Source organism: Bradyrhizobium sp. USDA 4516, assembly GCF_054055915.1.
On the sequence record NZ_JBSRXT010000001.1, the window covers coordinates 3,226,134 to 3,248,114 of the forward strand.

The window sequence follows — 21,981 nt, forward strand, 5'->3', positions numbered from 1 at the left end:
AGCGGCCTGGGCCGGGCTGCGAGCTTGGGGGGACGGGATGGATCAGGACAGCAGGGACTGGTGGCGGCGCGGCATTTTCTATCAGGTCTATCCGCGCTCGTTCGCGGATAGCGACGGTGACGGCGTCGGCGATCTCAAGGGGATCATCACGCGGCTGCCCTATCTGACGCGGCTTGGCGTCGACGCGGTCTGGCTGTCGCCGATCTTCCCGTCGCCGATGGCCGATTTCGGTTACGATATCTCCGATTACACCGGCATCGACCCGCTGTTCGGGACGATGGAGGATTTCGACGCGCTGGTCGCGGCCGCGCACGATTCCGGCCTCAAGCTGATCCTCGATCTGGTGCCGAACCACACATCCGACCAGCACCAATGGTTCATCGAGGCGAAGAGCTCGCGCGATAACCCCAAGCGCGACTGGTACATCTGGCGCGATCCGGCGCCGGACGGCGGCCCGCCCAACAACTGGCTGTCCGAGTTCGGCGGCAGCGCCTGGGCGTATGACGAGGCCTCAGGCCAATACTATTATCACGCCTTCCTCGCGCAGCAGCCCGATCTCAACTGGCGCAATCGCGAGGTCAGGGACGCGATCTACGACGTGATGCGCTTCTGGCTGCGCAAGGGTGTCGACGGTTTTCGCGTCGACGTGATCTGGCACCTGATCAAGGATGCCGACTTCCGCGATAACCCGACAAACCCGCATTATCGCGCTGGCCGACCGCCGCACGAGAAGCTGCTGACGCAATATTCGACCGATCAGCTCGAGGTGCACACCGTCATCACCGAGATGCGCGGCGTCACCGAGGAATTCGACAACCGCGTGCTGATCGGCGAGATCTATCTGCCGCTGCATCGGCTGGTCGCCTATTACGGCAACGATCTGCGCGGCGCGCAGATGCCGTTCAACTTTGCGCTGCTGTCGACCTTGTGGAGCGCGCGATCGGTCGAGATGATCATCGCCGACTACGAAAAGGCGCTGCCGCCGGGGGCATGGCCGAACTGGGTGCTCGGCAACCACGATCGGCCGCGGGTGGCGAGCCGGGTGGGGCCGGCGCAGGCGCCGGTCGCCGCGATGCTGCTGCTGACGCTGCGCGGCACGCCGACGCTCTATTACGGCGACGAGATCGGCATGCGCCAGGTTGCGATTGCGCCGGACCAGGTGCGCGATCCCTTCGAGAAGAACGTGCCGGATATCGGCGTCGGCCGTGACGGCTGCCGCACGCCGATGCAATGGAGCGCCGAGCGCCATGCCGGCTTCTCGACGGCTCCGCCGTGGCTGCCGCTGGCGCAGGATTTTGCCAGCGACAATGTCGCAAGTCTCGAAGCCGAGAGGACGTCGATCCTCAATCTCTACAAGGCGCTGATCGCGCTGCGGCGAAGGCTGCCGCAGCTCGTCCATGGCAGCTATGAGCCGGTGGCGGCGCACGGTGATGTGCTGCTCTACCGGCGGCGCAGCACTGAGGGCGTCGCCGTGATCGCGCTGAACTTCGGCGCGGCCGCCGCGTCGGTCTCCTCGAGCGCGATCGGCTTCAGCAATGAAGTCCTGCTGTCGACCTTGATGGACCGGCAGGGCGAGAAGGTCGAAGGCGTGCTCGATCTACGCCCCAATGAGGGCGTGATCCTCGGACCACATCAGGACGATTGACGCCGGGTGCGGGGCTCCATGGTATCGATGTCGCTGCGCTTGAGCAGATAGTCGAGCCCACCGACCCGATACCAGCGATAGCCGTAGGCCTCGATCAGAAGCTTGTGGCGACCGGCCTCGTCGGCGCGGCTGTGGTCCTCGGTCAGGAGATTGACGAGGAGTTTGCCGGCGTCGTCGGGCAGACCGACGTTGAACGATATCTCGAGCGGCTTTTCCGCGAAGTTGTGCACGAACAGCACCGAGTTGTTACGCCAGTCGTACCGGATGATCAGGATGGCGGGGTTTCGGCTTGCGATAACCTTGAAATCTCCCCAGCCGACCTCGGGGACTTCCTTGCGCATACGGACGATGCGCTCGGTCCAGTTCAGCATCGAATTGGGGTCGCGCCGTTGCTTGGCCGCGTTGACGTGCTCATAGCCATAAGGTCCATTCTCGATGACGGGCACACATGGCCGATCGCTCTCGGTGAAGCCGGCGTGTGGCTCGGTCGACCATTGCATCGGTGTGCGCGCGCAACCGCGTTCGGGCAGGTCGAGATTGTCGCCCATGCCGAGCTCATCGCCGTAGCGGATCACGGGCGTGCCGGGAAGCGTGCACATCACGCTGTAAGCGAGCTCGATGCGTCGGCGGTCGCCGCCCAGCATGGGCGCAAGCCGTCGCCGGATGCCCCGGTCGTAGAGCTGCATGCTCTTGTCGGCACCGAATGCCTCGAACACCGTTTCGCGCTGCGGCTTCGACAGGCGGCCGAGGTCGAGTTCATCATGATTGCGCAGGAACAAGCCCCATTGTGCGGTCGCGGGCCGTGGCTTGGTCGCCGTCAGTGCCTTCGCCAACGGCTTCGTATCCGCCGACGCCAGCGCGTAGAACAGATGCTGATTGACGTGGAAGTTGAACATCATGTGCATCCGGTCGCCGTCACGCCCGAAATATTCCATGTCCGTCTCGGGCAATACGTTGGCTTCAGCGAGGATGATCGCGTTGCCCTGGCGCCATTGCAGGAATTCCCGAAACGATCGCAGCATGTCGTACTGCTCGACCGGCTTGCGCCTGGAGGCGCCCTTGGTCGCGATCACGAAGGGCACGGCGTCCATGCGGAAGCCCGAGACGCCGAGCTGAATCCAGAACCCCATGATCTTGAGGATCTCGGCCTGCACATGCGGGTTCGATGTGTTGAGGTCCGGCTGGAAATCGTAGAAGCGATGAAAGTACCAGGCGCCGGCTTGCTTGTCGCGCGTCCAGGTCGATTTCTGAACGCCGGGAAACACCATGCCGGTGTTGGCATTGGCGGGCTTCCTGTCCGACCAGACATACCAATCGCGGTACGGCGAGTCGTTCGAGCTGCGCGCCGATCGAAACCAGTCGTGCTGATCCGAGGTGTGATTGACGACGAGGTCGATGATGACGCGGATGCCGCGCTGCTGGCAGCCATGGGTAAATTCAACGAAATCGCCCAGCGTGCCGTAGCGCGGATCGACGTCGTAATAATCCGAGATGTCGTAGCCGTCGTCCCTGTTGGGCGAAGGCTGAAACGGCATCAGCCAGATCGCGGTGATGCCGAGCCCGTGCAAATAGTCCAGGCGCCGGAGCAGACCGCTGAAATCACCGATGCCATCGCCGTTGGCATCCATGTAGGTGCCAACCGACAGGCAGTAGATCACTCCGTTCTTGTACCAGAGGTCGTCGATCACCAGGCAATCCTCTCCAGTCCCACCCGTGGCGGCGGCCGGGAGGATAAGCGGTGAGGCGGCGACGGGTTCCTGTGGAGCGCCGTCCCACAACGGAGACGGACGACGCTCCGTGCCGGCCTGACGCTGCCGCGCTCTATCGGCTGGAGCATGATCTTCGCGGAAAGCCGGCTTCCATTTTTCCGGATCATGGTCTCGTGGAATCGGCTAATCTTCGCGCAATGGACTCATCCGCCCGCCAGATCGCGCTTGTGCCCGCGCCCGACCGACGCCAGTCGGAGACCGCGCTTGCGATCGCGCGCGGCACGGCGAGGCTTCTGAGATCGCTGGGATTTTCCTGCATCAGCGAATTGCCGCTGCCGTCCGGCCGAAGAGCCGATCTGGTCGCGCTGAACGAGCGCGGCGAGATCTGGATCGTTGAGATCAAGTCATCGGTCGAGGATCTGCGCGCCGACCAGAAATGGCAGGATTACCGGATGCATTGCGACCGGCTGTTCTTCGCCTTCACGCAGGATCTGCCGTGCGAGATCTTTCCCGTCGACACCGGTTTGATCATCGCGGACGCCTATGGCGGGCATCTGCATTGCGAGGCGCCGGAGCATCGCGTGCCGGCGGCCACGCGCAAGGCGATGACGGTGCGCTTTGCCATGACCGCGGCGCAGCGCATCAACCGCCTGGTCGATCCGCAGGGGCACGAGTTTTAGCGAAGAACATTGCTGCCCCGTCATCCCCGCGCAAAGGCCTCGCCTTTGTCGCCGGAGGCGCGAGCGCAGCGAGCCTCGAAGGATGAATCGGCCCGGCTGGTGACCGTCGACCCTTCGAGACGCGCGCAAGGGCGCGCTCCTCGGGGTGACGGACAGCTTGTTGGATTCCGTAGGACGGGTAGAGCGAAGCGAAACCCATCAGCTTCGGGACACCGGGAGAGAGGATGGGTATCGCTTCGCTTCACCCATCCTACGTAGCTGCCCACCCTACAAAAGCAAATGGCCGGGAGGAGCCCGGCCATCGCGAAAGCAAATGAAGTATCGCTTACCGCGGGGCGCGCTTGGCGAGGATGCGCTGCAAGGTGCGGCGGTGCATGTTGAGGCGGCGCGCGGTCTCCGAGACGTTGCGGTTGCACATCTCGTAGATGCGCTGGATGTGCTCCCAGCGCACGCGGTCCGCCGACATCGGATTGGCCGGCAGCTCGGACTTCTCGGTGCCGGTCGCGAGCAGCGCGGCGACGACGTCATCGGCGTCGGCGGGCTTCGAGAGATAATCGACGGCGCCCATCTTCACCGCGGTGACGGCGGTGGCGATGTTGCCGTAGCCGGTCAGCACGATCGCGCGCGCCTCGGGGCGCTTGCGCTTCAACGCCGAAACGACGTCGAGGCCGTTGCCGTCGCCGAGGCGAAGATCGACGACTGCGAAAGCGGGCGCGGCGCGGCCGATCTCGGCGAGACCATCAGATACCGTGTCGCATGACTTCACCGCGAAACCCCGCGTCTCCATCGCGCGCGACAGCCGTTCCAGGAACGGCTTGTCGTCCTCGACGATGAGGAGCGAGCGGTCGGCATGGTCATTCAGTTCAGTGATGGCGTTCACGATCCATTTTTCCCTGTGGCAGACCCCTAATATATGGGGTCCTACTGCGGCGCTGCCAAGGCAGCCGAAAGTCGCGTGCTCGTCCGGAAAGAGCAATGCATCCGTAATGCCAGGGTTGCGATTAAGAATCGTTCTTAGGATTCGGTTTCGTCGCCCGGCGCGGATTCCTCAAAGCGCTCGCGCGGCCAGACGATCTGCACCACGGCGCCGTGATCGGGAAAGGTGCGATTGGTAAACGACACCTTGGCACCAGTGCGTTCCAGCAGCGTCCTTGCGATGAAAACGCCCAGACCGAGGCCCCCACGTGGGTTTTGGGCCTCATCCGCACCTCGGCGACGCGACAGATACGGCTCGCCGATCCGCTTCAGCATGTCGGGCGCGATGCCCGGACCGTCGTCGGAGACGACGACTTCAACGGTCTCGGCGTTCCACCACGCGTTCACCTCGACGGTCTGGTGCGCGAAATCGACCGCATTTTCGAGAATGTTTCCGACGCCATAGAGGATCGCCGGATTGCGCGCGGCGACCGGTTCAGGCGTTGCTGCGACAGCAAGCCGCACCTTGATGTTGATGCCGAAATCGCGATGCGGCGCCACCGCCTCCTCGATCAAGGTCGACAGCTTCATGGTGTCGAACGGCGCACCGCTCGATGACAATTGCGCGATCTTGCTCAGGATGTCGCGGCAGCGCTGCGCCTGCTCACGCAGGGTCTTGAGGTCGCCGGCGATCGCCGCGTCATGCACCGTCTTCTCGAGCTCGCGCGAGATCAGGAAGATCGTCGACAGCGGCGTTCCGAGCTCATGCGCGGCGGCGGCGGCGAGGCCGTCGAGCTGAGTCAGGTGCTGTTCGCGTGTCAGTACCAGTTCAGTCGCGGCCAGCGCATCGGAGAGCTGGCGCGCTTCCTCGGTCACCTGGAATGCGTACAGACTGGTGACACCGATCGCGAGCAGGATCGAAAGCCAGACGCCGATCAGATAGATCGGCGGCAGTACCAAGGGATCGTCGGCATCCCAGGGCAGCGGCAGATGATAGAAGAACAGCGCCGAGGCGCAGGCGACCGCAAGGCAGCCGAGCGCGATCGTCAGCCGGATCGGCAGCACGGTGGCCGAGATCAGGACCGGCGCCAGGAACAGGAACGAGAACGGGTTCTGCAATCCGCCGGTGAAGTACAGGAGCCCGCCGAGCTCGACGATGTTGAAGGCGAGCAGGGCGGCGGCATAGGCCGGCTCCAGCCGCTGCATCGGGTTGAAGGCGATCTGCAGTGCAAGATTGAGCAGCGCCGAGAACGTCACGATGGTGACGCAGGGGACGATCGGAACGTCGAATTCCAGTCCCTGCGCCACGATGAAGATGGCGACGAGCTGGCCGAGCGCGGCGAGCCAGCGCAGCCGCAGGATCGTATCCAGGCGGACGTAGCGGCGGGGTTGGCGGAAATCGGAGGCGACGTCGGTCATGCCGGGACCTTAGCTGTGCCGTGGGCGGCGCACAAATTCGCGACTTAGCGCAACGATGCAGGGCGAGCCTTTAATTACCGCCAAGCCTTTAATTACCGCCGAGCCTTGCGCTTATTGTCGCAATGGCTCAATGACGGCCATATGCAACAGGTCGGGACAGGTCAGAGGCAAGCTCCGGCGGCTGAACAAGGCGAGTCGGCCGCGATCGACGTTGCGCATCTGGTCAAGGTCTACAAGACCACCCGCGCGGTCGACGACATCTCGTTCCGCATCGCGCGCGGCAGCATTACCGGCCTGCTCGGCGGCAACGGCGCCGGCAAGACCACGACGATCGCGATGATCATGGGCCTGGTGCTGCCGACCTCAGGCAGCGTCGAGGTGCTCGGTGCAAAAATCCCCGAGCAGCGCTACGACGTGCTCGGCCGGATGAACTTCGAAAGCCCCTATGTCGACATGCCGATGCGGCTCACGGTGCGGCAGAACCTGACCATTTTCGGGCGCCTCTATGCCGTGCAGCGTTTGCGTGAGCGGATCGACCAGCTCGCCGACGATCTCGATCTCAAGGAATTCCTCGACCGCTCCAACGGCAAGCTCTCCGCCGGGCAGAAGACCCGCGTGGCGCTGGCGAAGGCGCTGATCAACGAACCGGACCTCTTGCTGCTCGACGAGCCGACCGCCTCGCTCGACCCGGATACCGCCGACTGGGTGCGGCAGCATCTCGAGACCTATCGCAAGACCCATAACGCGACCATCCTGCTGGCGTCACACAACATGCTGGAGGTCGAGCGCCTCTGCGACCGCGTCATCATCATGAAGCGCGGCAAGATCGAGGACGACGACAGCCCCGACCGGATCATGGCGCGCTACAACCGCGACACGCTGGAAGAGGTGTTTCTCGACGTGGCGCGCGGCCGGGTGCGGGAGGGCGCGCCAGAGGACACACCATGAGCGAACTCGTCAGCCAGCACCAGCACACCATTTCACTGCAACGCATCAACGCGATGGTGCTGCGCTATTGGTATCTCCTGATGTCGTCATGGCCGCGGCTGCTGGAGCTGGTCTACTGGCCGGCATTGCAGATCATCACCTGGGGCTTCCTGCAGAATTACATCTCGCAGGCATCCGGCTTCTTCGCCAAGGCGGGCGGCACGCTGATCGGTGCCGTGATCCTGTGGGACATCCTGTTCCGGGGGCAGCTCGGCTTCTCGATCTCGTTCCTGGAGGAGATGTGGGCACGCAACCTCGGCAACCTGATGATGAGCCCGCTGAAGCCGATCGAATTCCTGCTCTCGCTGATGATCATGAGCCTGATCCGGCTCGCCATCGGCGTGATCCCGATGACGCTGCTGGCGCTGTTCTTTTTCGGCTTCAACTTCTACGCCATCGGGCTGCCGCTGATCGCGTTCTTCTGCAATCTGATCTTCACGAGCTGGTCGGTCGGCGTGTTCGCCTCGGGCCTCGTGCTGCGCAACGGGTTAGGGGCGGAAAGCATCGTCTGGACGCTGATGTTCGCGGTGATGCCGCTCGCCTGCATCTACTATCCGGTCGAGGTGCTGCCGGCCTGGCTGCAAGCTGTCGCCTGGACGCTGCCGCCGACCTATGTGTTCGAAGGCATGCGCTCGCTTCTGATCGATCACGTCTTCCGCGCCGACCTGATGGCGTGGGCGCTGGTCATCAACGCGTTCCTGTTCGCTGCCTCTTTTGCGATCTTCCTTGCCCTTTTGCAGAGCGCCAAGCGCAACGGGTCGCTGCTCGGCGGTGGTGAATAAATGTCACTTTCTCGTGGATTCTCGGCCTTTTAGCCCGATATCGCCCCCAGATTCGGCTCGCGGCGCATTGACGCATTGTTACGCATTGGTCAGTATGCTGCGGCGCAAAACAGGGGTCTGAAAATACTATGCCCATCGGTGAATTTGGCGGTGCCCCGCCACTAGCGGCGGAAGGCAGCCCGGCACTCACGACGCCGTTGTACTGGATGTACGAGATGGCGCATGCGTCGCTCAATCCGGTGCGCGCGGTAACTGACGCCACCAAGATCCTGTTTCAGAACCCGCTCAATCCGTGGACCCACACCGAGTTCGGCAAGTCGATCGCCGCCGGTTGTGAGCTGTTCGAGCGCACCACGCGCCGCTACGGCAAGCCGGAATGGAACCTGCCGACGACCGAGGTCAACGGCATCCGCACTCCGGTCGAGGTCCGTTCGATCTGGGAAAAGCCGTTCTGCCGCCTGCTGCATTTCGATCGCAAGCTGACGCGCCCGCTGCGCTCGCCGCAGCCGCGCGTGCTGATCGTGGCGCCGATGTCGGGTCACTATGCGACGCTGCTCCGCGGCACAGTCGAGGCGTTCCTGCCGACGCATGAGGTCTACATCACCGACTGGGCCGACGCGCGCATGGTGCCGCTCGCGGCCGGCCGGTTCGATCTCGAGGACTATGTCGACTACCTGATCGAGATGCTGCACGCTCTCGGCGGCAACATGCATGTCATCGCGGTGTGCCAGCCTTCCGTGCCTGTCGTGGCAGCGGTTTCGGTGATGGAAGCCAACAACGATCCGTTCGTGCCGCTGTCGATGACGCTGATGGGCGGGCCGATCGACACCAGGCGCAATCCGACCGCGGTCAACAACCTCGCGGAAGAGCGCGGCATCGAGTGGTTCCGCAACAATGTCATCACCAAGGTGCCGTTCCCGCATCCGGGCGTGATGCGTGACGTCTATCCGGGCTTCCTGCAGCTCAATGGCTTCATCAGCATGAACCTCGACCGGCACATGGACGCGCACAAGGCGCTGTTCGCCAATCTGGTCAAGGGTGACGGCGATCTCGTCGACAAGCACCGCGAATTCTATGACGAGTATCTCGCGGTGATGGATCTCACCGCCGAATATTACCTCCAGACCGTCGACCTCGTCTTCGTCAAGCACGCGCTGCCGAAGGGCGAGATGACCCATCGCGGCAAGCCGGTTGATCCGTCGAAGATCCGCCGCGTCGCGCTGATGACGGTCGAAGGCGAGAAGGACGACATCTCAGGTCTTGGCCAAACCGAGGCGACGCACGCGCTCTGCACCGCGATCCCGAACCATCGCCGCGTGCATTACGTGCAAAAGGGCGTTGGGCACTATGGCGTGTTCAACGGCTCGCGTTTCCGCTCCGAAATCGTGCCGCGGATCTCCGATTTCATGGTTTCGGCGGCCAATACGCGGCTTTCGCTGGTCGCCGCCGCCGAATAGGTATCGCCCCGGCCGCGATTTTCGCGGTCGCGCAAGTCGCTGATTTAACTAAAAGAATCCCAAATCGGGCAAGGCCAAAAGGGTGAATGTAATTTCATTCTTTGGGCCTTTTTCGTAATCTTGATTCATCGGAAAAATTCCGGTTCCAGCCCCTGCCTGTAGAGGTCAATTAACGTCCAGCCCCTGTATATTGGGCAAATGATTTGTTTTTGCGCCGAGCGCTTTCCCTGGCGGCGGATATGGCAAAGTTCGGGCGAACTCCTGCTCCCCGGACTCTCAGAAATGGCTACTCGCGCGCTCCTCTATCGGCGGCCTGCCGAACCCGCGACCGTATTGGTCAGACACGGCTCCCAGTTCTTCACCGTCAGGTTGCGCCGGCATAGGCGCGCGCGCCGCTACACACTCAGGATACATCCAACCGATCGTGAAGCGATCCTGACGATGCCGCCGCGCGGCACGATTCCGGAAGCCAAGGAGTTCGCCAATCTCCATGGCGGCTGGATCGCCGCCCGTCTTGGCCGCTTGCCGAAGGCCGCGCCGTTCCAGCCCGGCACCGTGGTGCCGTTGCGCGGCGTGCCGCATCGCCTGGTGCACCGCTCGGGCGAGCGCGGCACGGTGTGGACCGAGACGCGCGACAGCGGCGAGAGGATCATTTGCGTCGCCGGCGGCGTCGAGTACATGGATCGCCGCGTGCACGACTTCCTCAAGCGCGAGGCGCGCAAGGACCTGCAGAAGGCGGCGCAGCTTCACGCCGCGGAACTCGGCGTGCGGGTACGCCGGATCTCGATCCGCGATCAGTCCAGCCGCTGGGGCTCGTGTACTTCGGCGGGTTCGCTGTCGTTCTCATGGCGGCTGATCCTGGCGCCGCCCTTCGTGCTCGATTACCTCGCCGCGCATGAGGTCGCCCATCTCGTCGAGATGAACCACTCGGCGCGGTTCTGGCGGGTGGTCGACAAGGTCTGCGCGTCGGTAACGCGCGCCAAGAACTGGCTCGACACCTACGGCAACGACCTGCACCGCTACGGGATCCAGGAGTAGGGCGCGCTGTTCGCCCCGAACGTTGCTGTCATCGCCCGCGAAAGCGGGCGATGCAGTATTCCAGAGGCGTTTGTCTTCAATCCAGGGCTGAGGCGTACTGAATCCCCCGCCTTCGCGGGGGATGACGGCTTGAGTGCGTAGCCCAGATGGAGCGTAAGCGTAATCCGGGGCAGCTTTCATCGATGGCGTGACTGGTCCCGGATTACGCTTCGCTTCATCAGGGCTACGGAGCAACGCGATCCGTCCGCCTACCGACTTCTACCGAAACAACCGATCCGCCAGCCAGCCGTCCAGTCCAGCCGCAGCCTCGGGCCGCGCGTTCGGGTTGGGTGGCGCCGAGGCGCGGGCCGGCGTCGGCGGTGGCGGGCGATAGTAACCGCCGGATGGTACCGGCGCGGGCGGTTGCGATGCCTGCATCGGTGGCTGAATCTGCATCGGTCCCGCCGGCGCTGACGGCGCGGTGACCTGTGACGAGATCTGCATCAGGTTCGCCGGCCCCCAGCTGCCTTGCGAGTTCGGGATCGCCGCGACCGGCACGCCCTGATGCGCCGCCTTCATGAAGCGGGTCCACACTTCGACCGGCAAGCCGCCGCCGGTCGCCTTCTTGGTCGGTGAATTGTCGTCATTGCCGAGCCAGACGCCGGTGACGAGCTTGGCGGTGTAGCCGATGAACCAGGCGTCGCGATAATCCTGGCTGGTGCCGGTCTTGCCGGCGGCTGTCCAGCCCGGGATCTCCGCCTTGCGCGCGGTGCCCGAGATCAGCGTCTCGCGCATCATGCTATTCATCATCGAATCATAGCGCGGCTCGATCACCTGGTTGGGCGGATCGGTCGGACGGTCATAGAGCAGCTTGCCCGAACTGGTCTTGATCTTGGTCACCACATGCGGCGACACCACGTAGCCGCCATTGGCGAACGGCGCATAGGCGCCGACCAGCTCGATCACCGAGACTTCCGAGGTGCCGAGCGCGATCGAGACGTTGGGCTCGAGCTTGGAGGAGATGCCGAGCCGGTGCGCGGTGCGCACCACATTCTTGGCGCCGACCTCGACGCCGAGCCGCACCGCGACCGTGTTCAGCGACATTGCCAGCGCCTGGGTCAATGTCACCGAGCCGAAATATTCGTGGGTGTAGTTCTCCGGCTTCCAGCCCTTGATGTCGAGCGGCGCGTCGGTGCGGATGGTGTCCGGTGTCAGTCCTGCTTCGACCGCGGTGAGATAGACGAACGGCTTGAACGCCGAGCCCGGCTGCCGCTTCGCGGTGACCGCGCGATTGTACTGGCTCTCCGAGTAGTTCCGGCCGCCGACCATGGCGCGCACCGCGCCGTCCGGCGTCATCGCCACCAGCGCGCCCTGGCTGACATTGAACTTCACGCTCTTGGCGGCGAGCTCATCGATGATGGCGGCTTCGGCGACGTTCTGCAGCTTCGGATCGATCGTGGTCTGCACCACGATGTCCTGGTCGATCTGGCCGACCAGATCGTCGAGCACTTCGCCGATCCAGTCGGCGACATAGTTCACGGTGCCGGCGCCGGCCGGCTTCACCGCAATCGAGGGCTGGCCGATCGAGGCCTTGGCCTGCGCCTCGGTGATGAACTTGGCGTCGGCCATCGCCGCCAGCACGACCTGCGCGCGCTGCTCGGCGCCTTCAGGGTTGCGGTTTGGCGCCAGCCGCGACGGCGACTTGACGAGGCCGGCCAGCATCGCGGCTTCCGGCAGCGTCACGTTCTTCGCCGACTTGCCGAAATAGCGCTGCGCGGCGGCCTCGACGCCATAGGCGCCGGACCCAAAATAGACCCGGTTGAGGTAGAGCTCGAGGATCTCGTTCTTGGAATGCTTGCGCTCCAGCCAGAGCGCGAGCTCGGCTTCCTGCAGCTTGCGCTGCATGGTGCGCTCCTGGGTCAGGAAGAGGTTCTTGGCGAGCTGCTGGGTCAGCGTCGAGCCGCCCTGCGAGACGCCGCGGTGCAGGAGGTTGGTCACCGCCGCGCGCAGGATGCCAACCGGGTCGACGCCGTAATGCGAATAGAAGCGGCGGTCCTCGATCGCGATGAAGGCCTTCGGCAGATAGGGCGGCAGATCCTTCAACGCGATATTGGCGCCGGCCATTTCGCCGCGCTGCGCCAGCACGCTGCCGTCGATGCCGACGATCTGGATCGTCGGCGGACGCTTGGGAATCTCCAGCGACTGGATCGGCGGCAGATGCGCGCCGACCCACACCACGACACCGATCACCGCAATGCCGGCCCACAGGCCGAGCACCGCGGTCCAATAGAACAGGCGGCCGATGCCAAAGCCCCGCGACTTGCTGCGCCGCTTGCTGCCGCTGCGCGACGGGCGCGGTTTCTCGCTACCGGAATCGCTGCTCTTGTCGCTGCTCTTGGGTTTGGATTTGGCGGGCTTGTCGTCGCCGCCGCCGGGAATGCGATCGGACGGCGACAGCCGAAGGTCGGCAAGCGCGGCCGGAAGCCCGAACAGCGGCTCCTTGCGCGCACCGCCTTTTTTCCGTCCCCACGCCATCCGCAACGCTCACACCCTGACAGGGACGCACGCTAGCGTTCCCGGTTTAAGGGGCGGTTACGCAAAGCTTAACGGGGGATTAGGAGGTGAGGCAGCGCGTGCTACATAAGGAGCATGATCAGGAAAAGTGGGCACCGGTTTTCCCTCGCGACAAACGCGGAGCGTTTGCGCGGAGATCATGCTCAAACAGGATGGAAGAGCGCGATCGAGCGATCGCGCTAGGGAACAAGAAACGAAGGAGCACCGCATGGGCCATATCGATCCGACCAAGGACGTTTTCGCGCAGTTCCGGGACGACAACCGGCCGGGCCCGATCCACATGCTCAACCTGGTGCGCCTGCGCGAATGGGCCGCCTATCCCGACGGCCGCAAGGCCACCGGCGCGGAGGCTTATGCGGCCTACGGCCGCGAGAGCGGGCCGGTGTTCGAACGGCTCGGCGGCCGCATCGTCTGGCAAGGCCGCTTCGAGCTGATGCTGATCGGACCGCAGGAGGAGCGCTGGGATCACTGCTTCATCGCGGAATATCCAAGCGTCGCTGCCTTCGTCGAGATGATCCGCGATCCGGTCTATCGCGAGGCGGTGAAGCACCGCCAGGCCGCGGTGGACGATTCCCGCCTGATCCGCCATGCCGTGCTGCCGGTGGGGAAGAATTTCGGCGAGATTCCGAAGTAGGCGCGTAAAAATCGATGGGTCGCGGCGATCTCCATCCCCGTCATGCTGAGGTGCGAGCGGAGCGAGCCTCGAAGCATGCACGGCCCCGCTGGTGGCCGTCGACCCTTCGAGACGCGCCTCGCGCTCCCCAGGGTGACGGTGATAGGACATCCCCGCAAACAAATCGGCGGCCTGGAGGCCGCCGATTGCATTTCAAACCTGCGCGAACCGACTAGCCGGCCGGGCCGGCGTCCTCGAGGATCGGGCCGAACAGCTCCCAGCGCTCGCCGTTGAAGCGCATCATCTGCAGCTGCTTGTTGACGCGATAGTCGTTCGGCGCGGTGTTGCCCTTGATGCCGGGCAGCGCCATGTCGAGCTCGACATTCTTCAGGTTGGTCGCCTGCTTCAGCACGTTGTCGCGGGTCAGGTCGTCGCCGCACTGCTTCAGCACATGCACCATCAACTGGGCGGTCGAGTAGCCATAGGTGTTGAAGTTCGAGTTCTTGTCGCCGTCGGGATAGTACTTGGCCATGAAGTCGAAATAGCGCTTCATGCCCGGATCGTCCTTCCACTGCGGATCGGCCGGATCCTTGCCGTAATTGGTGCTGATCAGACCCTTGGAGGCTTCCAGGCCGGCCGGCTGCAGCACGGCGCCGACCGATGTCGCGTTGATGTCGACGATGTGGATAGGGTGCCAGCCGAGCTCGGCGATCTTCTTGATCGCCTGCGCCGCCTGCTTCGGCGTCGAGGCCGAGAAGAACAGGTCGGCGCCGGCGTCCTTGATCTTGATCACCTGGGAATCGATGGTCGGGTCGGAGACCTCGTAGGAGGCTTCGGCCACGATCATCTTGGCGGCCTTGTCGCCGAGGCCGGCCTTGATGCCGTTCAGATAATCCTTGCCGAGGTCGTCGTTCTGATAGAGCACGCCGATCTTGGCGTTGGGATGCTCCTTCAGGATGTACTGGCCGTAGATGCGCCCTTCGACGAAGTAGTTCGGGTTGAAGCCGAGCGTCCAGGGGAAGTTCTTCGGGTCGGTGAACTTCGAGGCGCCGGTCGCGGCAAACAGCTGCGGCACCTTCTTGGCGTTGAGATATTTCTGCACGGCGGCGTTCGACGGCGTGCCGACGATCTGGAAGGTCAAGAGCACCTCGTCGCTCTCGACGAGCTTGCGAACCTGCTCGACGGCCTTGGGCGGCGAATACGCGTCGTCATACTGGATCAGGTTGATCTTGCGGCCGTTGATGCCGCCCTGATCGTTGATCATCTTGAAGTAGGCCGCCTGGGTCTTGCCGATCGAGGCATAGGCAGAGGCCGGTCCGGAGAAGGGGACGGTCTGGCCGATCTTGATCTCGGTGTCGCTCGCGCCGGGATCGTACTTCTTCTGCGCAAAGGCCGACGTTGCCGACAGCGCGATCGCGAGCGCCGTTCCCGTGACCAGGTGAAAAATCCCGTTCCTCATAATGCTGTTTCCCTCACGTGACTGATGGTTGGCCGATGATCTTGTCCGCGGGTTCAAGGTCCCGCGGTCGCCATCGCTGGGCCGGGATACTGGAGGAACCGTTATTGCAACGCAAGACGAGCGCTGCCGAAAAGGTGAGCGATTTCAGTCAACCAAAGTAGGGGGCGTTGCGAAAAGGTGGGTGGAGCGGCGCGAAGGTTGGGGCCCGCTTTACCTCGCCCCGCCTGCGGGGAGAGGTCGCATCGCATCGAAGATGCGATGCGGGTGAGGGGGAGTCTCCGCGGGCGCAGCTAATGCAGCGGTGCGCGGAAGCAGCCCCTCACCCCGACCCTCTCCCCGTAAGAACGGGGAGAGGGAGTGGAGTCTCGTCCCGACCGCGGCTAGCCCGCCGGTCCGGTGTCCTCGATGATCGGGCCGAACAGCTCCCAGCGCTCGCCGTTGAACTTCATCATCTGCATCTGCTTGTTGATGCGGTAGTCGTTCGGTCCCGTCGTGATCGACATGCCCGGCAGCGCGAGGCTCGGCACGAACTTCTTCAGGCTGGTCACCTGCTTCATCAGGTTCTCGCGGGTGAGGTCGTCGCCGCACTGCTTGAGCACCTGGATCAGGAGCTCGGCAGTCGAGTAGCCGTAGGTGTTGACGGTGTTGAGCTTGTCGCCTTCCGGATAATACTTGTCCATGAAGGCGAAATAGGCCTTCACGCCGGGATCGTCCTTCCATTGCGGGTCGGCGGGGTCCTTGCCGTAATTGGTCGAGATGATGCCCTTGGAGATGTCGAGACCGGCCGGCTTCAGCGTCGCCGACACCGGGCTCGCATTGATGTCGAGGATGTGCACCGGGTTCCAGTTGAGATCGGCGACCTTGCGGATCGCCTGCGCGGCGAATTTTGGTGTCGAGGCGTCATAGACCAAATCGACCCCGGCGGCCTTCAGCTTCACGATCTGGGAATCGACCGTCGGGTCGGTCAGCTCGTAGGACACCTCGGTGACGATCATGCTGGCGGCCTTGTCGCCGAGCCCGCTCTTCAGGCCGGTGATGTAGTCGCGGCCGAGATCGTCGTTCTGGTAGAAGATGCCGATCTTGGCGTTGGGGTGATTGGCCAGGATGTATTTGGCGTAGATGCGTCCCTCGGACTGGTAGTTCGGGTTGAACGCGATCGTCCACGGCGCGTTCTGCGGGTCGGAGAAGCGCGAGGCGCCGGTGGAGGCGAGCAGCTGCGGCACCTTCCTGGCATTCAGATATTTCTGCACGGCGGCATTTGACGGCGTGCCGATGATCTGGAACGTGAACAGCACCTCGTCGCCCTCGACAAGCTTGCGCACCTGCTCGACCGCTTTCGGCGGCGAATAAGCGTCGTCATACTGGATCAGGTTCAGCTTGCGGCCGTTGATGCCGCCCTGATCGTTGATCATCTTCATGTAGGCCGCCTGGGTCTTGCCGATGCCGGCATAGGCGGATGCGGGGCCGGAGAACGGCACGGTCTGGCCGATCTTGATCTCGGTGTCGGTCGCGCCGATGTCGTATTTCTTCTGCGCGGTGGCCGATGTAACCGACAACGCGATCGCAAGCGCCGTCGCAGCGAGCAATTGCACGCTTCTCATGTCCGTGACCTCCCTGTTGCCGGTGATCTTGTCCGCAAGCTCAGGCCGGCGGATGTCACCGTTGCACGGGATGATGGAGGAACGGCTGGGCCATTGCAAGACGATGCACCCTGCGCGCGATGTCGCGTTTGAGCATGATCCGGAAAACTGTGAAGCGGTTTCCGAGCGGATCATGCTCAAGAAAACAAAAGCGCGCCCGCGCTTTAGGCCAGCCAGAGCTGGATCAGCGCCAACGCAGCGGGAGCCGCCTGCACATAAAGAATGCGGCGGCTGACGGTGGCGGCGCCATAGGCACCGGCGACGATCACGCAGAGCAGGAAGAATGTCTTGATCTGGAACGCGAAGGCCGGATTGCCATGTACGAGGCCCCAGATCAGTCCGGCGGCGAGGAAGCCGTTATAGAGCCCCTGATTGGCGGCGAGCACCGCGGAATCGTTTGCCTTCTCGATCGAGTTGCGAAACGTCTTCAGCCCGAGCGGCTTGGTCCAGAGAAACATCTCGAGCACAAGGAAATAGACGTGCAGCATGGCCACCACCGCGACCAGAACATTGCCAAGCAACAACATATTGCGGCCCCCCAAAGCTTCGGTTCTGATTGAATCAGAATCGAAGCTCAAGATTCTTGTTTTGGCGCGTTTTCTTCACGCGAACCGGTCTCCGCTTCGCTCGAAAATCGCTCTACCCAGAATTCGGGTGGACGCTAGCATGCGGGCGGTGAATTGTATGCCGGCCGATCTGCTTGCCCGAGATATGACAATGGCCGACCGCAGGACTCCACAGACCTTCAAGCTCGACCGCCTCAAGACCCCGATCGGCACCGCGCTGCTGGTGACCGATGATGACGGCGTGCTGCGCGTGCTCGACTGGGACGATTATGAAGGGCGCATGCTCGACCTGCTGCGGCTGCATTATGGCGCCGTGACGCTGCGGGACGGCCACGCGCCGGCTGCGATGCGCAAGGCGCTCGGCGATTACTTCAAGGGCGATCTCGATCGTCTCACCGATGTCGAATGGCGCGTCGCCGGCACGCCGTTCCAGCAGAAGGTCTGGCACGCGCTGCCGAACATTCCGCACGGCACCACCATGAGCTACGGCGCACTGGCGGCGAAACTGAACGCGCCGAATGCGATGCGCGCGGTCGGCCATGCCAACGGCTCCAACCCGATCAGCGTCGTCGTGCCATGTCATCGCCTGATCGGCGCCAACGGCTCACTGGTCAAATATGGCGGCGGGCTGGAGCGCAAGCGCTGGCTGCTGCGCCACGAGGGCGTGGAGGTCTAGAGTGATTTCGAGCGGGAACCGGTTCGCGTGAAGAAGCGCGTCAAGATAACGATCCAGCAATCCGCTTCGGCCGCCGGTGCGGCGATCAGTCGAGATCTTCGCGGGGCATGTTGCGCAGATCGCGCACGATATAGAGGAACACAATGAGCGAAGGCACCCACGCGAGTATCGCTCCCACCAGCATCGCGTCGACCGTTGTCATGTGAGACTCCCTTGAGCGTTGTTGGCCAACGTCGTCAGATCGGCTTTTTCGATGGGGCGCCGGTTCTGGGGAAGGGATACAGCCACTTCCAATAGGTCTTGTTGCGCTCCAGCTGCCGCTTCTGGATCTCGCGGCACTTCGTCGAGCAAAACTGCTCAAAATACCAATTATGCCGGATCAGCCCGAAAGGCCGCTTGCAGGCCGGATTTCCGCAACGAGCTGTCATGACGCTACCTCCGCATTCGCGCGCCAAAGCCAGCGGATGAAGTCCTCCTGGCCTTTGTAGAGGCAGAGGCGTCCGCAGTAGCGTTCGCCCGCCGGATTTCGCAAACAGATGATCTTGGGCTCTTCGCTGTCACACTGGGCGCAGCGCGGTTCCGCACGCATGGCGACCTCCCTCCGAGGAATTGCCATTTGCCAATCAAAATGTCTGGTGCTGTCCTCGCCGTCGATCTTCCCGAAGGACGACGATGCGAAATCTCGCGCCGCCGCCGTCCATGCGCAACTTGTCCAGATGTTTTGTGGCATCATCCTTGCGTATAGCCGGCCTGGTGACGGCTGATCCAACTCACGCACCCGGCGCCGCGCTGTGCTGCCTGAGGGCGGTATCGAGGCATTTGATCAGCACGTCCCCGTCGCAGGGCTTGCTCAGAAAGCAGATCGCTCCAGCCTTCAGCGCCCGGACGCGATCGCTTTCGACCGAGAACGCCGTGACGAAAATGAACGGAAAGCGGTGTCCGCTGGCAATGAGGTGGCTCTGCAGGTCGAGCCCGCTCATGGCCGGCATCCTGACATCCGCGATCACACAGGATGTGTCATTCAGGCGGGGCGAGTGCAAAAATTCCTCGGCCGACGCGTAGGTCTCGACCGCGTAGCCTAGCGACCTGACGAGATTGTCGGTCGCGGTGCGAACCGACATGTCATCGTCGATGATTGATATCACTGGCGGGTTGGGCAAGGAGGTTATCCCGGGCCGGAAGGGCCTCTGGCGTGTGCATCATGTGGGGACCACAGTGCGTCGCCAATCGGGGCCGGAGAATCATACTTAGGTTTGCGCCCCGCCGGCTGCCGGTCCGATCTGGAGCATCTGTGCCATCCTGACCAGATCGGGTAACGACTTTGCCGCCATTTTCCGCATGATGTGCCCGCGGTGTATCTTCACTGTGATCTCGGCCACACCGATTTCGGCGGCGACCTGCTTGTTCATCAACCCCGCCGTGACGAGCGTCATCACCTGGCGTTCACGCGGCGTCAGGGTCGCGAAGGCGGCGCGCAGGTTGGCAAGAACCTTGGCCTCATCGCGACGACTCCTGTCGCGCTCGATCGCCGTCGTGACGGCATCCAGCATGTCCTGATCGCGGAATGGCTTGGTCAGGAAGTCCACAGCGCCGGCCTTCATGGCCCTGACCGTCATCGGGATATCGCCGTGGCCGGTCATGAAGATGATCGGAATATCGATGCCCGCCTTCGCCAGCTCCCCCTGAAAGTCGAGGCCGCTGAGCCGGGGCAGCCGGATGTCGAGGATCAGGCAGCTCGGGACATCCGGGGGCTTGCGCTGCAGAAATTCATGGGCCGAGCCGAATGCTGCGGTCCGCAAGCCGACCGACCGGAACAGATTGCTCAGCGCGTCCCGCACGGATGCGTCGTCGTCGACGACGAAGACGATGGGATCCTCGGCGTTTGCCAGACCAGAAGGCGATGCCGCGCGCCCGGTCACCATGCATGATCCTCTTCGTGCAGTGGCAAGGTGAACTGGAATGTCGCGCCGGGGCCGCTATTTCCGGTCACGGACAGGCGGCCTCGGTGGGCTTCGACGATCGATCGGCAGATCGACAGCCCCATTCCCATGCCGCTGGCCTTGGTGGTGTAGAAGGCGTCGAACAGCCGTTCGGCATTCTCGGTCGCGATTCCGACGCCGCAGTCGGTGACCGTGACCACGATCTGCCCGACCTCGTCATGTCGCGTCCGGATCACCAGTTCCCGCGGCCGGTCCGTGACCGGCTGCATGGCCTCGATGCCGTTGAGGACCAGGTTGAGGATGACCTGCTGCAGCTGGATACGGTCGGCAACGACAGACGGGAGCGCGGGAGCGAGGTCGAGCTGCAAGGATACATGGTGGCGCTGCAGTTCATGCTGCACCAGGATGATCACCTGGTTGATGACTTCATTGACGTCGAGTGGCGCCTTCTGATCGGTCGTCTTGTTCACCATCGCGCGGACGCGCTGGATGACCTCGCCCGCCCGGTTGCCGTCGCTGATGATCGACCTGACCGCGCCGCGAGCTTCGTTCAGATCGGGGGCCGCCCGGTTGAGCCACCGCAGGCATGCCGCGGCATTGGTGACCACGGCGGCAAGCGGCTGGTTCACTTCATGGGCGATCGATGCGGCGAGCTCGCCGAGCGCCGTCACGCGCGTGACGTGTGCGAGGTTGGTCTGCGCTTCGTGCAACTCCGCCTCGGCTCGCTTGCGGGCGGTCACGTCGGTGACCGCTCCGATGAATTCGGTGTCGCCCGAAAGATTCGTCACCGCATGCGCCCTGGCGTGAACAAATTTGATCGCCCCATTGGGCATCAGCAATCGGTAGCCGTGCTCGAAGTCCTTGCCGTCGAGCGAGGCGCGGTCGATGGTCCGTTGCACGCGGGCGCGATCGTCCGGATGGACGCGCTGCAGGACCGTGGCATGTGTGATGGAAGGAGCTCTGTCGAATTCGAAGATCCTGAACGTCTCTTCCGACCAGATGATCTCGCCGCTGGCGACGTGCCAGCCGAAGCTGCCGGTGTGGCTCAATCGCTGGGCTTCGGTCAAGTACATTTCACTCTGCTGCAGCGCATTTTCGGCGTGCTTGCGCTCGGTGATGTCCTCGCATGCGATCAGCACGATCAGCTGATCGCCCAGCCGCCGCACCGCCTTGGCGTTTTCACGAACCCAAATCCGTGAACCGTCCTTGCGGACCTTCCGGATTTCCCAATTGTGGGTCTGGCCGATGTTGTCGAGGCATGCCGCGACGTTGCGCTGGACCATGTCCCGGTCTTCGGCGGCAAAGACCCGCAGCACCGATTGTCCAAGCAGTTCGTCGACGGTGTAGCCGAGCTGCGCCGCGCCGAACGTGTTGACCGACAGCACGAGCCCCGTTGCGTCGACCATGAAGTACATGACCGGGTTGTGCTCGAATACCTCCTTCCATTGCGCTTCGCTGTTGCGCAGCGCCTCCATCGCGCGCTCCTCGCTGCTGGCTCGGCCGCGCAACATGGCTTCCATCCGCCTTTGCGAACGGCCCACCAGGCGGATCATCAGCAATGCGGCGGTCAGCGACGCGACGAGCAGCGCCAGGGCAACCAGATGGGCGGAAGCTGCCGGCTGCGAACCTAGCAACAGCCCGATGCAGGTTGCCGCCAAGGCCAGCACCATGCCGCCGAGCAGCCATTGCTCGGCCGACCAGGACTTCGTGGTCGGGTCGCGGATCATCGGCAGCCCAGCACTTGGCCATCATCATGGGCCGCGCTGCGTCGCTAGGTGACTGCTACCATCAGCGGCGACAACGTCGCCCTCCCAATAGACTGTATATTAGCAGCTTTCTTGCCGCCCGGGCGGGATGACGCCGGCCTTTTTGGCGGTCCACCCCCGTGGGATCGCGCAGAAA

19 protein-coding genes are annotated in these 21,981 nt (G+C 63.4%); 8 read left to right on the forward strand and 11 right to left on the reverse strand.

Translation table 11 applies throughout. The features are described from left to right. Positions 1-37 precede the first annotated feature (37 nt). Positions 38-1,645: an alpha-amylase family glycosyl hydrolase gene (locus ACVI1L_RS14845; RefSeq protein WP_076824626.1), complete on the forward strand. Its 1,608-nt coding sequence runs from the start codon at positions 38-40 to the stop codon at positions 1,643-1,645. Here the strand turns inward: ACVI1L_RS14845 and ACVI1L_RS14850 are convergent. Then, positions 1,633-3,333: an alpha-amylase family protein gene (locus tag ACVI1L_RS14850; RefSeq protein ID WP_456783196.1), complete on the reverse strand. Its 1,701-nt coding sequence runs from the start codon at positions 3,331-3,333 to the stop codon at positions 1,633-1,635. The two genes, ACVI1L_RS14845 and ACVI1L_RS14850, sit on opposite strands and share 13 nt — an antisense overlap. Positions 3,334-3,551: 218 nt before the next feature. Here ACVI1L_RS14850 and ACVI1L_RS14855 point away from each other — a divergent pair, with 218 nt between their 5' ends. Next, a complete protein-coding gene (locus ACVI1L_RS14855) occupies positions 3,552-4,034 on the forward strand; it encodes an MmcB family DNA repair protein (protein ID WP_456783197.1) in 483 nt (160 codons plus the stop codon). A gap of 325 nt (positions 4,035-4,359) precedes the next feature. Here ACVI1L_RS14855 and ACVI1L_RS14860 read toward each other — a convergent pair whose 3' ends face one another. Next, positions 4,360-4,914, reverse strand: coding sequence for an ActR/PrrA/RegA family redox response regulator transcription factor (locus tag ACVI1L_RS14860; protein WP_016845514.1), 555 nt, complete (start codon positions 4,912-4,914; stop codon positions 4,360-4,362). A 134-nt stretch (positions 4,915-5,048) separates the two neighbouring features. Beyond that, a complete protein-coding gene (locus ACVI1L_RS14865) occupies positions 5,049-6,368 on the reverse strand; it encodes an ActS/PrrB/RegB family redox-sensitive histidine kinase (protein WP_168858264.1) in 1,320 nt (439 codons plus the stop codon). Between the two features lie 141 nt (positions 6,369-6,509). Here ACVI1L_RS14865 and ACVI1L_RS14870 point away from each other — a divergent pair, with 141 nt between their 5' ends. From ACVI1L_RS14870 to ACVI1L_RS14885, 4 genes are all read left to right on the forward strand, one after another. Next, entirely contained in the window at positions 6,510-7,316 is an 807-nt protein-coding gene (locus ACVI1L_RS14870; RefSeq protein WP_168858263.1) for an ABC transporter ATP-binding protein, read from the forward strand. After that, positions 7,313-8,137 (forward strand): ABC transporter permease, encoded by an 825-nt coding sequence (locus tag ACVI1L_RS14875; protein WP_057015392.1) that lies wholly within the window; start codon positions 7,313-7,315, stop codon positions 8,135-8,137. The genes ACVI1L_RS14870 and ACVI1L_RS14875 overlap by 4 nt, the downstream gene beginning before the upstream one ends. A gap of 128 nt (positions 8,138-8,265) precedes the next feature. Beyond that, positions 8,266-9,594: a polyhydroxyalkanoate depolymerase gene (locus tag ACVI1L_RS14880; protein ID WP_028341465.1), complete on the forward strand. Its 1,329-nt coding sequence runs from the start codon at positions 8,266-8,268 to the stop codon at positions 9,592-9,594. A 198-nt stretch (positions 9,595-9,792) separates the two neighbouring features. Next, the gene (locus tag ACVI1L_RS14885; RefSeq protein WP_076824634.1) at positions 9,793-10,632 is read left to right on the forward strand and encodes a M48 family metallopeptidase; all 840 of its coding nucleotides are present in this window, start codon (positions 9,793-9,795) and stop codon (positions 10,630-10,632) included. 258 nt (positions 10,633-10,890) lie between these two features. Here the strand turns inward: ACVI1L_RS14885 and ACVI1L_RS14890 are convergent, their stop codons facing one another. After that, entirely contained in the window at positions 10,891-13,146 is a 2,256-nt protein-coding gene (locus ACVI1L_RS14890) for a transglycosylase domain-containing protein (RefSeq protein ID WP_168858262.1), read from the reverse strand. Positions 13,147-13,393: 247 nt separating this feature from the next. Here ACVI1L_RS14890 and ACVI1L_RS14895 point away from each other — a divergent pair, with 247 nt between their 5' ends. Continuing rightward, positions 13,394-13,819, forward strand: a complete 426-nt coding sequence (locus ACVI1L_RS14895; RefSeq protein ID WP_456778108.1) for a DUF1330 domain-containing protein — start codon at positions 13,394-13,396, stop codon at positions 13,817-13,819. Between the two features lie 211 nt (positions 13,820-14,030). Here the strand turns inward: ACVI1L_RS14895 and ACVI1L_RS14900 are convergent, their stop codons facing one another. From ACVI1L_RS14900 to ACVI1L_RS14910, 3 genes are all read right to left on the reverse strand, one after another. Continuing rightward, positions 14,031-15,257, reverse strand: a complete 1,227-nt coding sequence (locus tag ACVI1L_RS14900) for an ABC transporter substrate-binding protein (protein WP_018269220.1) — start codon at positions 15,255-15,257, stop codon at positions 14,031-14,033. Positions 15,258-15,637: 380 nt separating this feature from the next. After that, entirely contained in the window at positions 15,638-16,858 is a 1,221-nt protein-coding gene (locus ACVI1L_RS14905; protein ID WP_456783198.1) for an ABC transporter substrate-binding protein, read from the reverse strand. Between the two features lie 203 nt (positions 16,859-17,061). Beyond that, positions 17,062-17,424, reverse strand: coding sequence for a DUF1304 domain-containing protein (locus ACVI1L_RS14910; RefSeq protein WP_083714868.1), 363 nt, complete (start codon positions 17,422-17,424; stop codon positions 17,062-17,064). A gap of 190 nt (positions 17,425-17,614) precedes the next feature. Between ACVI1L_RS14910 and ACVI1L_RS14915 the strand changes: the two genes are divergently transcribed. Continuing rightward, entirely contained in the window at positions 17,615-18,139 is a 525-nt protein-coding gene (locus ACVI1L_RS14915; RefSeq protein WP_456783199.1) for a methylated-DNA--[protein]-cysteine S-methyltransferase, read from the forward strand. A 236-nt stretch (positions 18,140-18,375) separates the two neighbouring features. On the opposite strand, the gene ACVI1L_RS14920 is transcribed toward ACVI1L_RS14915, so the two are convergent. The 4 genes from ACVI1L_RS14920 to ACVI1L_RS14935 form a co-directional block, all read right to left on the reverse strand. Further along, positions 18,376-18,567, reverse strand: a complete 192-nt coding sequence (locus ACVI1L_RS14920) for a hypothetical protein (protein WP_456783200.1) — start codon at positions 18,565-18,567, stop codon at positions 18,376-18,378. A 342-nt stretch (positions 18,568-18,909) separates the two neighbouring features. Then, the gene (locus ACVI1L_RS14925; RefSeq protein ID WP_076824638.1) at positions 18,910-19,284 is read right to left on the reverse strand and encodes a response regulator transcription factor; all 375 of its coding nucleotides are present in this window, start codon (positions 19,282-19,284) and stop codon (positions 18,910-18,912) included. A gap of 102 nt (positions 19,285-19,386) precedes the next feature. Continuing rightward, entirely contained in the window at positions 19,387-20,061 is a 675-nt protein-coding gene (locus ACVI1L_RS14930; RefSeq protein ID WP_076824640.1) for a response regulator transcription factor, read from the reverse strand. Then, positions 20,055-21,806, reverse strand: coding sequence for a PAS domain-containing sensor histidine kinase (locus ACVI1L_RS14935; protein ID WP_229192240.1), 1,752 nt, complete (start codon positions 21,804-21,806; stop codon positions 20,055-20,057). Before ACVI1L_RS14935 ends, ACVI1L_RS14930 begins: the two co-directional genes overlap by 7 nt. Positions 21,807-21,981: the final 175 nt, after the last annotated feature.

Bases quoted from the DNA above. Each gene is read 5' to 3' on its own strand.
- ACVI1L_RS14845 (WP_076824626.1), top strand. From the start codon at position 38: ATGGATCAGGACAGCAGGGACTGGTGGCGGCGCGGCATTTTCTATCAG.
- ACVI1L_RS14855 (WP_456783197.1), top strand. From the start codon at position 3,552: ATGGACTCATCCGCCCGCCAGATCGCGCTTGTGCCCGCGCCCGACCGA.
- ACVI1L_RS14865 (WP_168858264.1), bottom strand. From the start codon at position 6,368: ATGACCGACGTCGCCTCCGATTTCCGCCAACCCCGCCGCTACGTCCGC.
- ACVI1L_RS14870 (WP_168858263.1), top strand. From the start codon at position 6,510: ATGCAACAGGTCGGGACAGGTCAGAGGCAAGCTCCGGCGGCTGAACAA.
- ACVI1L_RS14875 (WP_057015392.1), top strand. From the start codon at position 7,313: ATGAGCGAACTCGTCAGCCAGCACCAGCACACCATTTCACTGCAACGC.
- ACVI1L_RS14880 (WP_028341465.1), top strand. From the start codon at position 8,266: ATGCCCATCGGTGAATTTGGCGGTGCCCCGCCACTAGCGGCGGAAGGC.
- ACVI1L_RS14885 (WP_076824634.1), top strand. From the start codon at position 9,793: ATGATTTGTTTTTGCGCCGAGCGCTTTCCCTGGCGGCGGATATGGCAA.
- ACVI1L_RS14890 (WP_168858262.1), bottom strand. From the start codon at position 13,146: ATGGCGTGGGGACGGAAAAAAGGCGGTGCGCGCAAGGAGCCGCTGTTC.
- ACVI1L_RS14895 (WP_456778108.1), top strand. From the start codon at position 13,394: ATGGGCCATATCGATCCGACCAAGGACGTTTTCGCGCAGTTCCGGGAC.
- ACVI1L_RS14900 (WP_018269220.1), bottom strand. From the start codon at position 15,257: ATGAGGAACGGGATTTTTCACCTGGTCACGGGAACGGCGCTCGCGATC.
- ACVI1L_RS14905 (WP_456783198.1), bottom strand. From the start codon at position 16,858: ATGAGAAGCGTGCAATTGCTCGCTGCGACGGCGCTTGCGATCGCGTTG.
- ACVI1L_RS14910 (WP_083714868.1), bottom strand. From the start codon at position 17,424: ATGTTGTTGCTTGGCAATGTTCTGGTCGCGGTGGTGGCCATGCTGCAC.
- ACVI1L_RS14915 (WP_456783199.1), top strand. From the start codon at position 17,615: ATGGCCGACCGCAGGACTCCACAGACCTTCAAGCTCGACCGCCTCAAG.
- ACVI1L_RS14920 (WP_456783200.1), bottom strand. From the start codon at position 18,567: ATGACAGCTCGTTGCGGAAATCCGGCCTGCAAGCGGCCTTTCGGGCTG.
- ACVI1L_RS14930 (WP_076824640.1), bottom strand. From the start codon at position 20,061: ATGGTGACCGGGCGCGCGGCATCGCCTTCTGGTCTGGCAAACGCCGAG.
- ACVI1L_RS14935 (WP_229192240.1), bottom strand. From the start codon at position 21,806: ATGATCCGCGACCCGACCACGAAGTCCTGGTCGGCCGAGCAATGGCTG.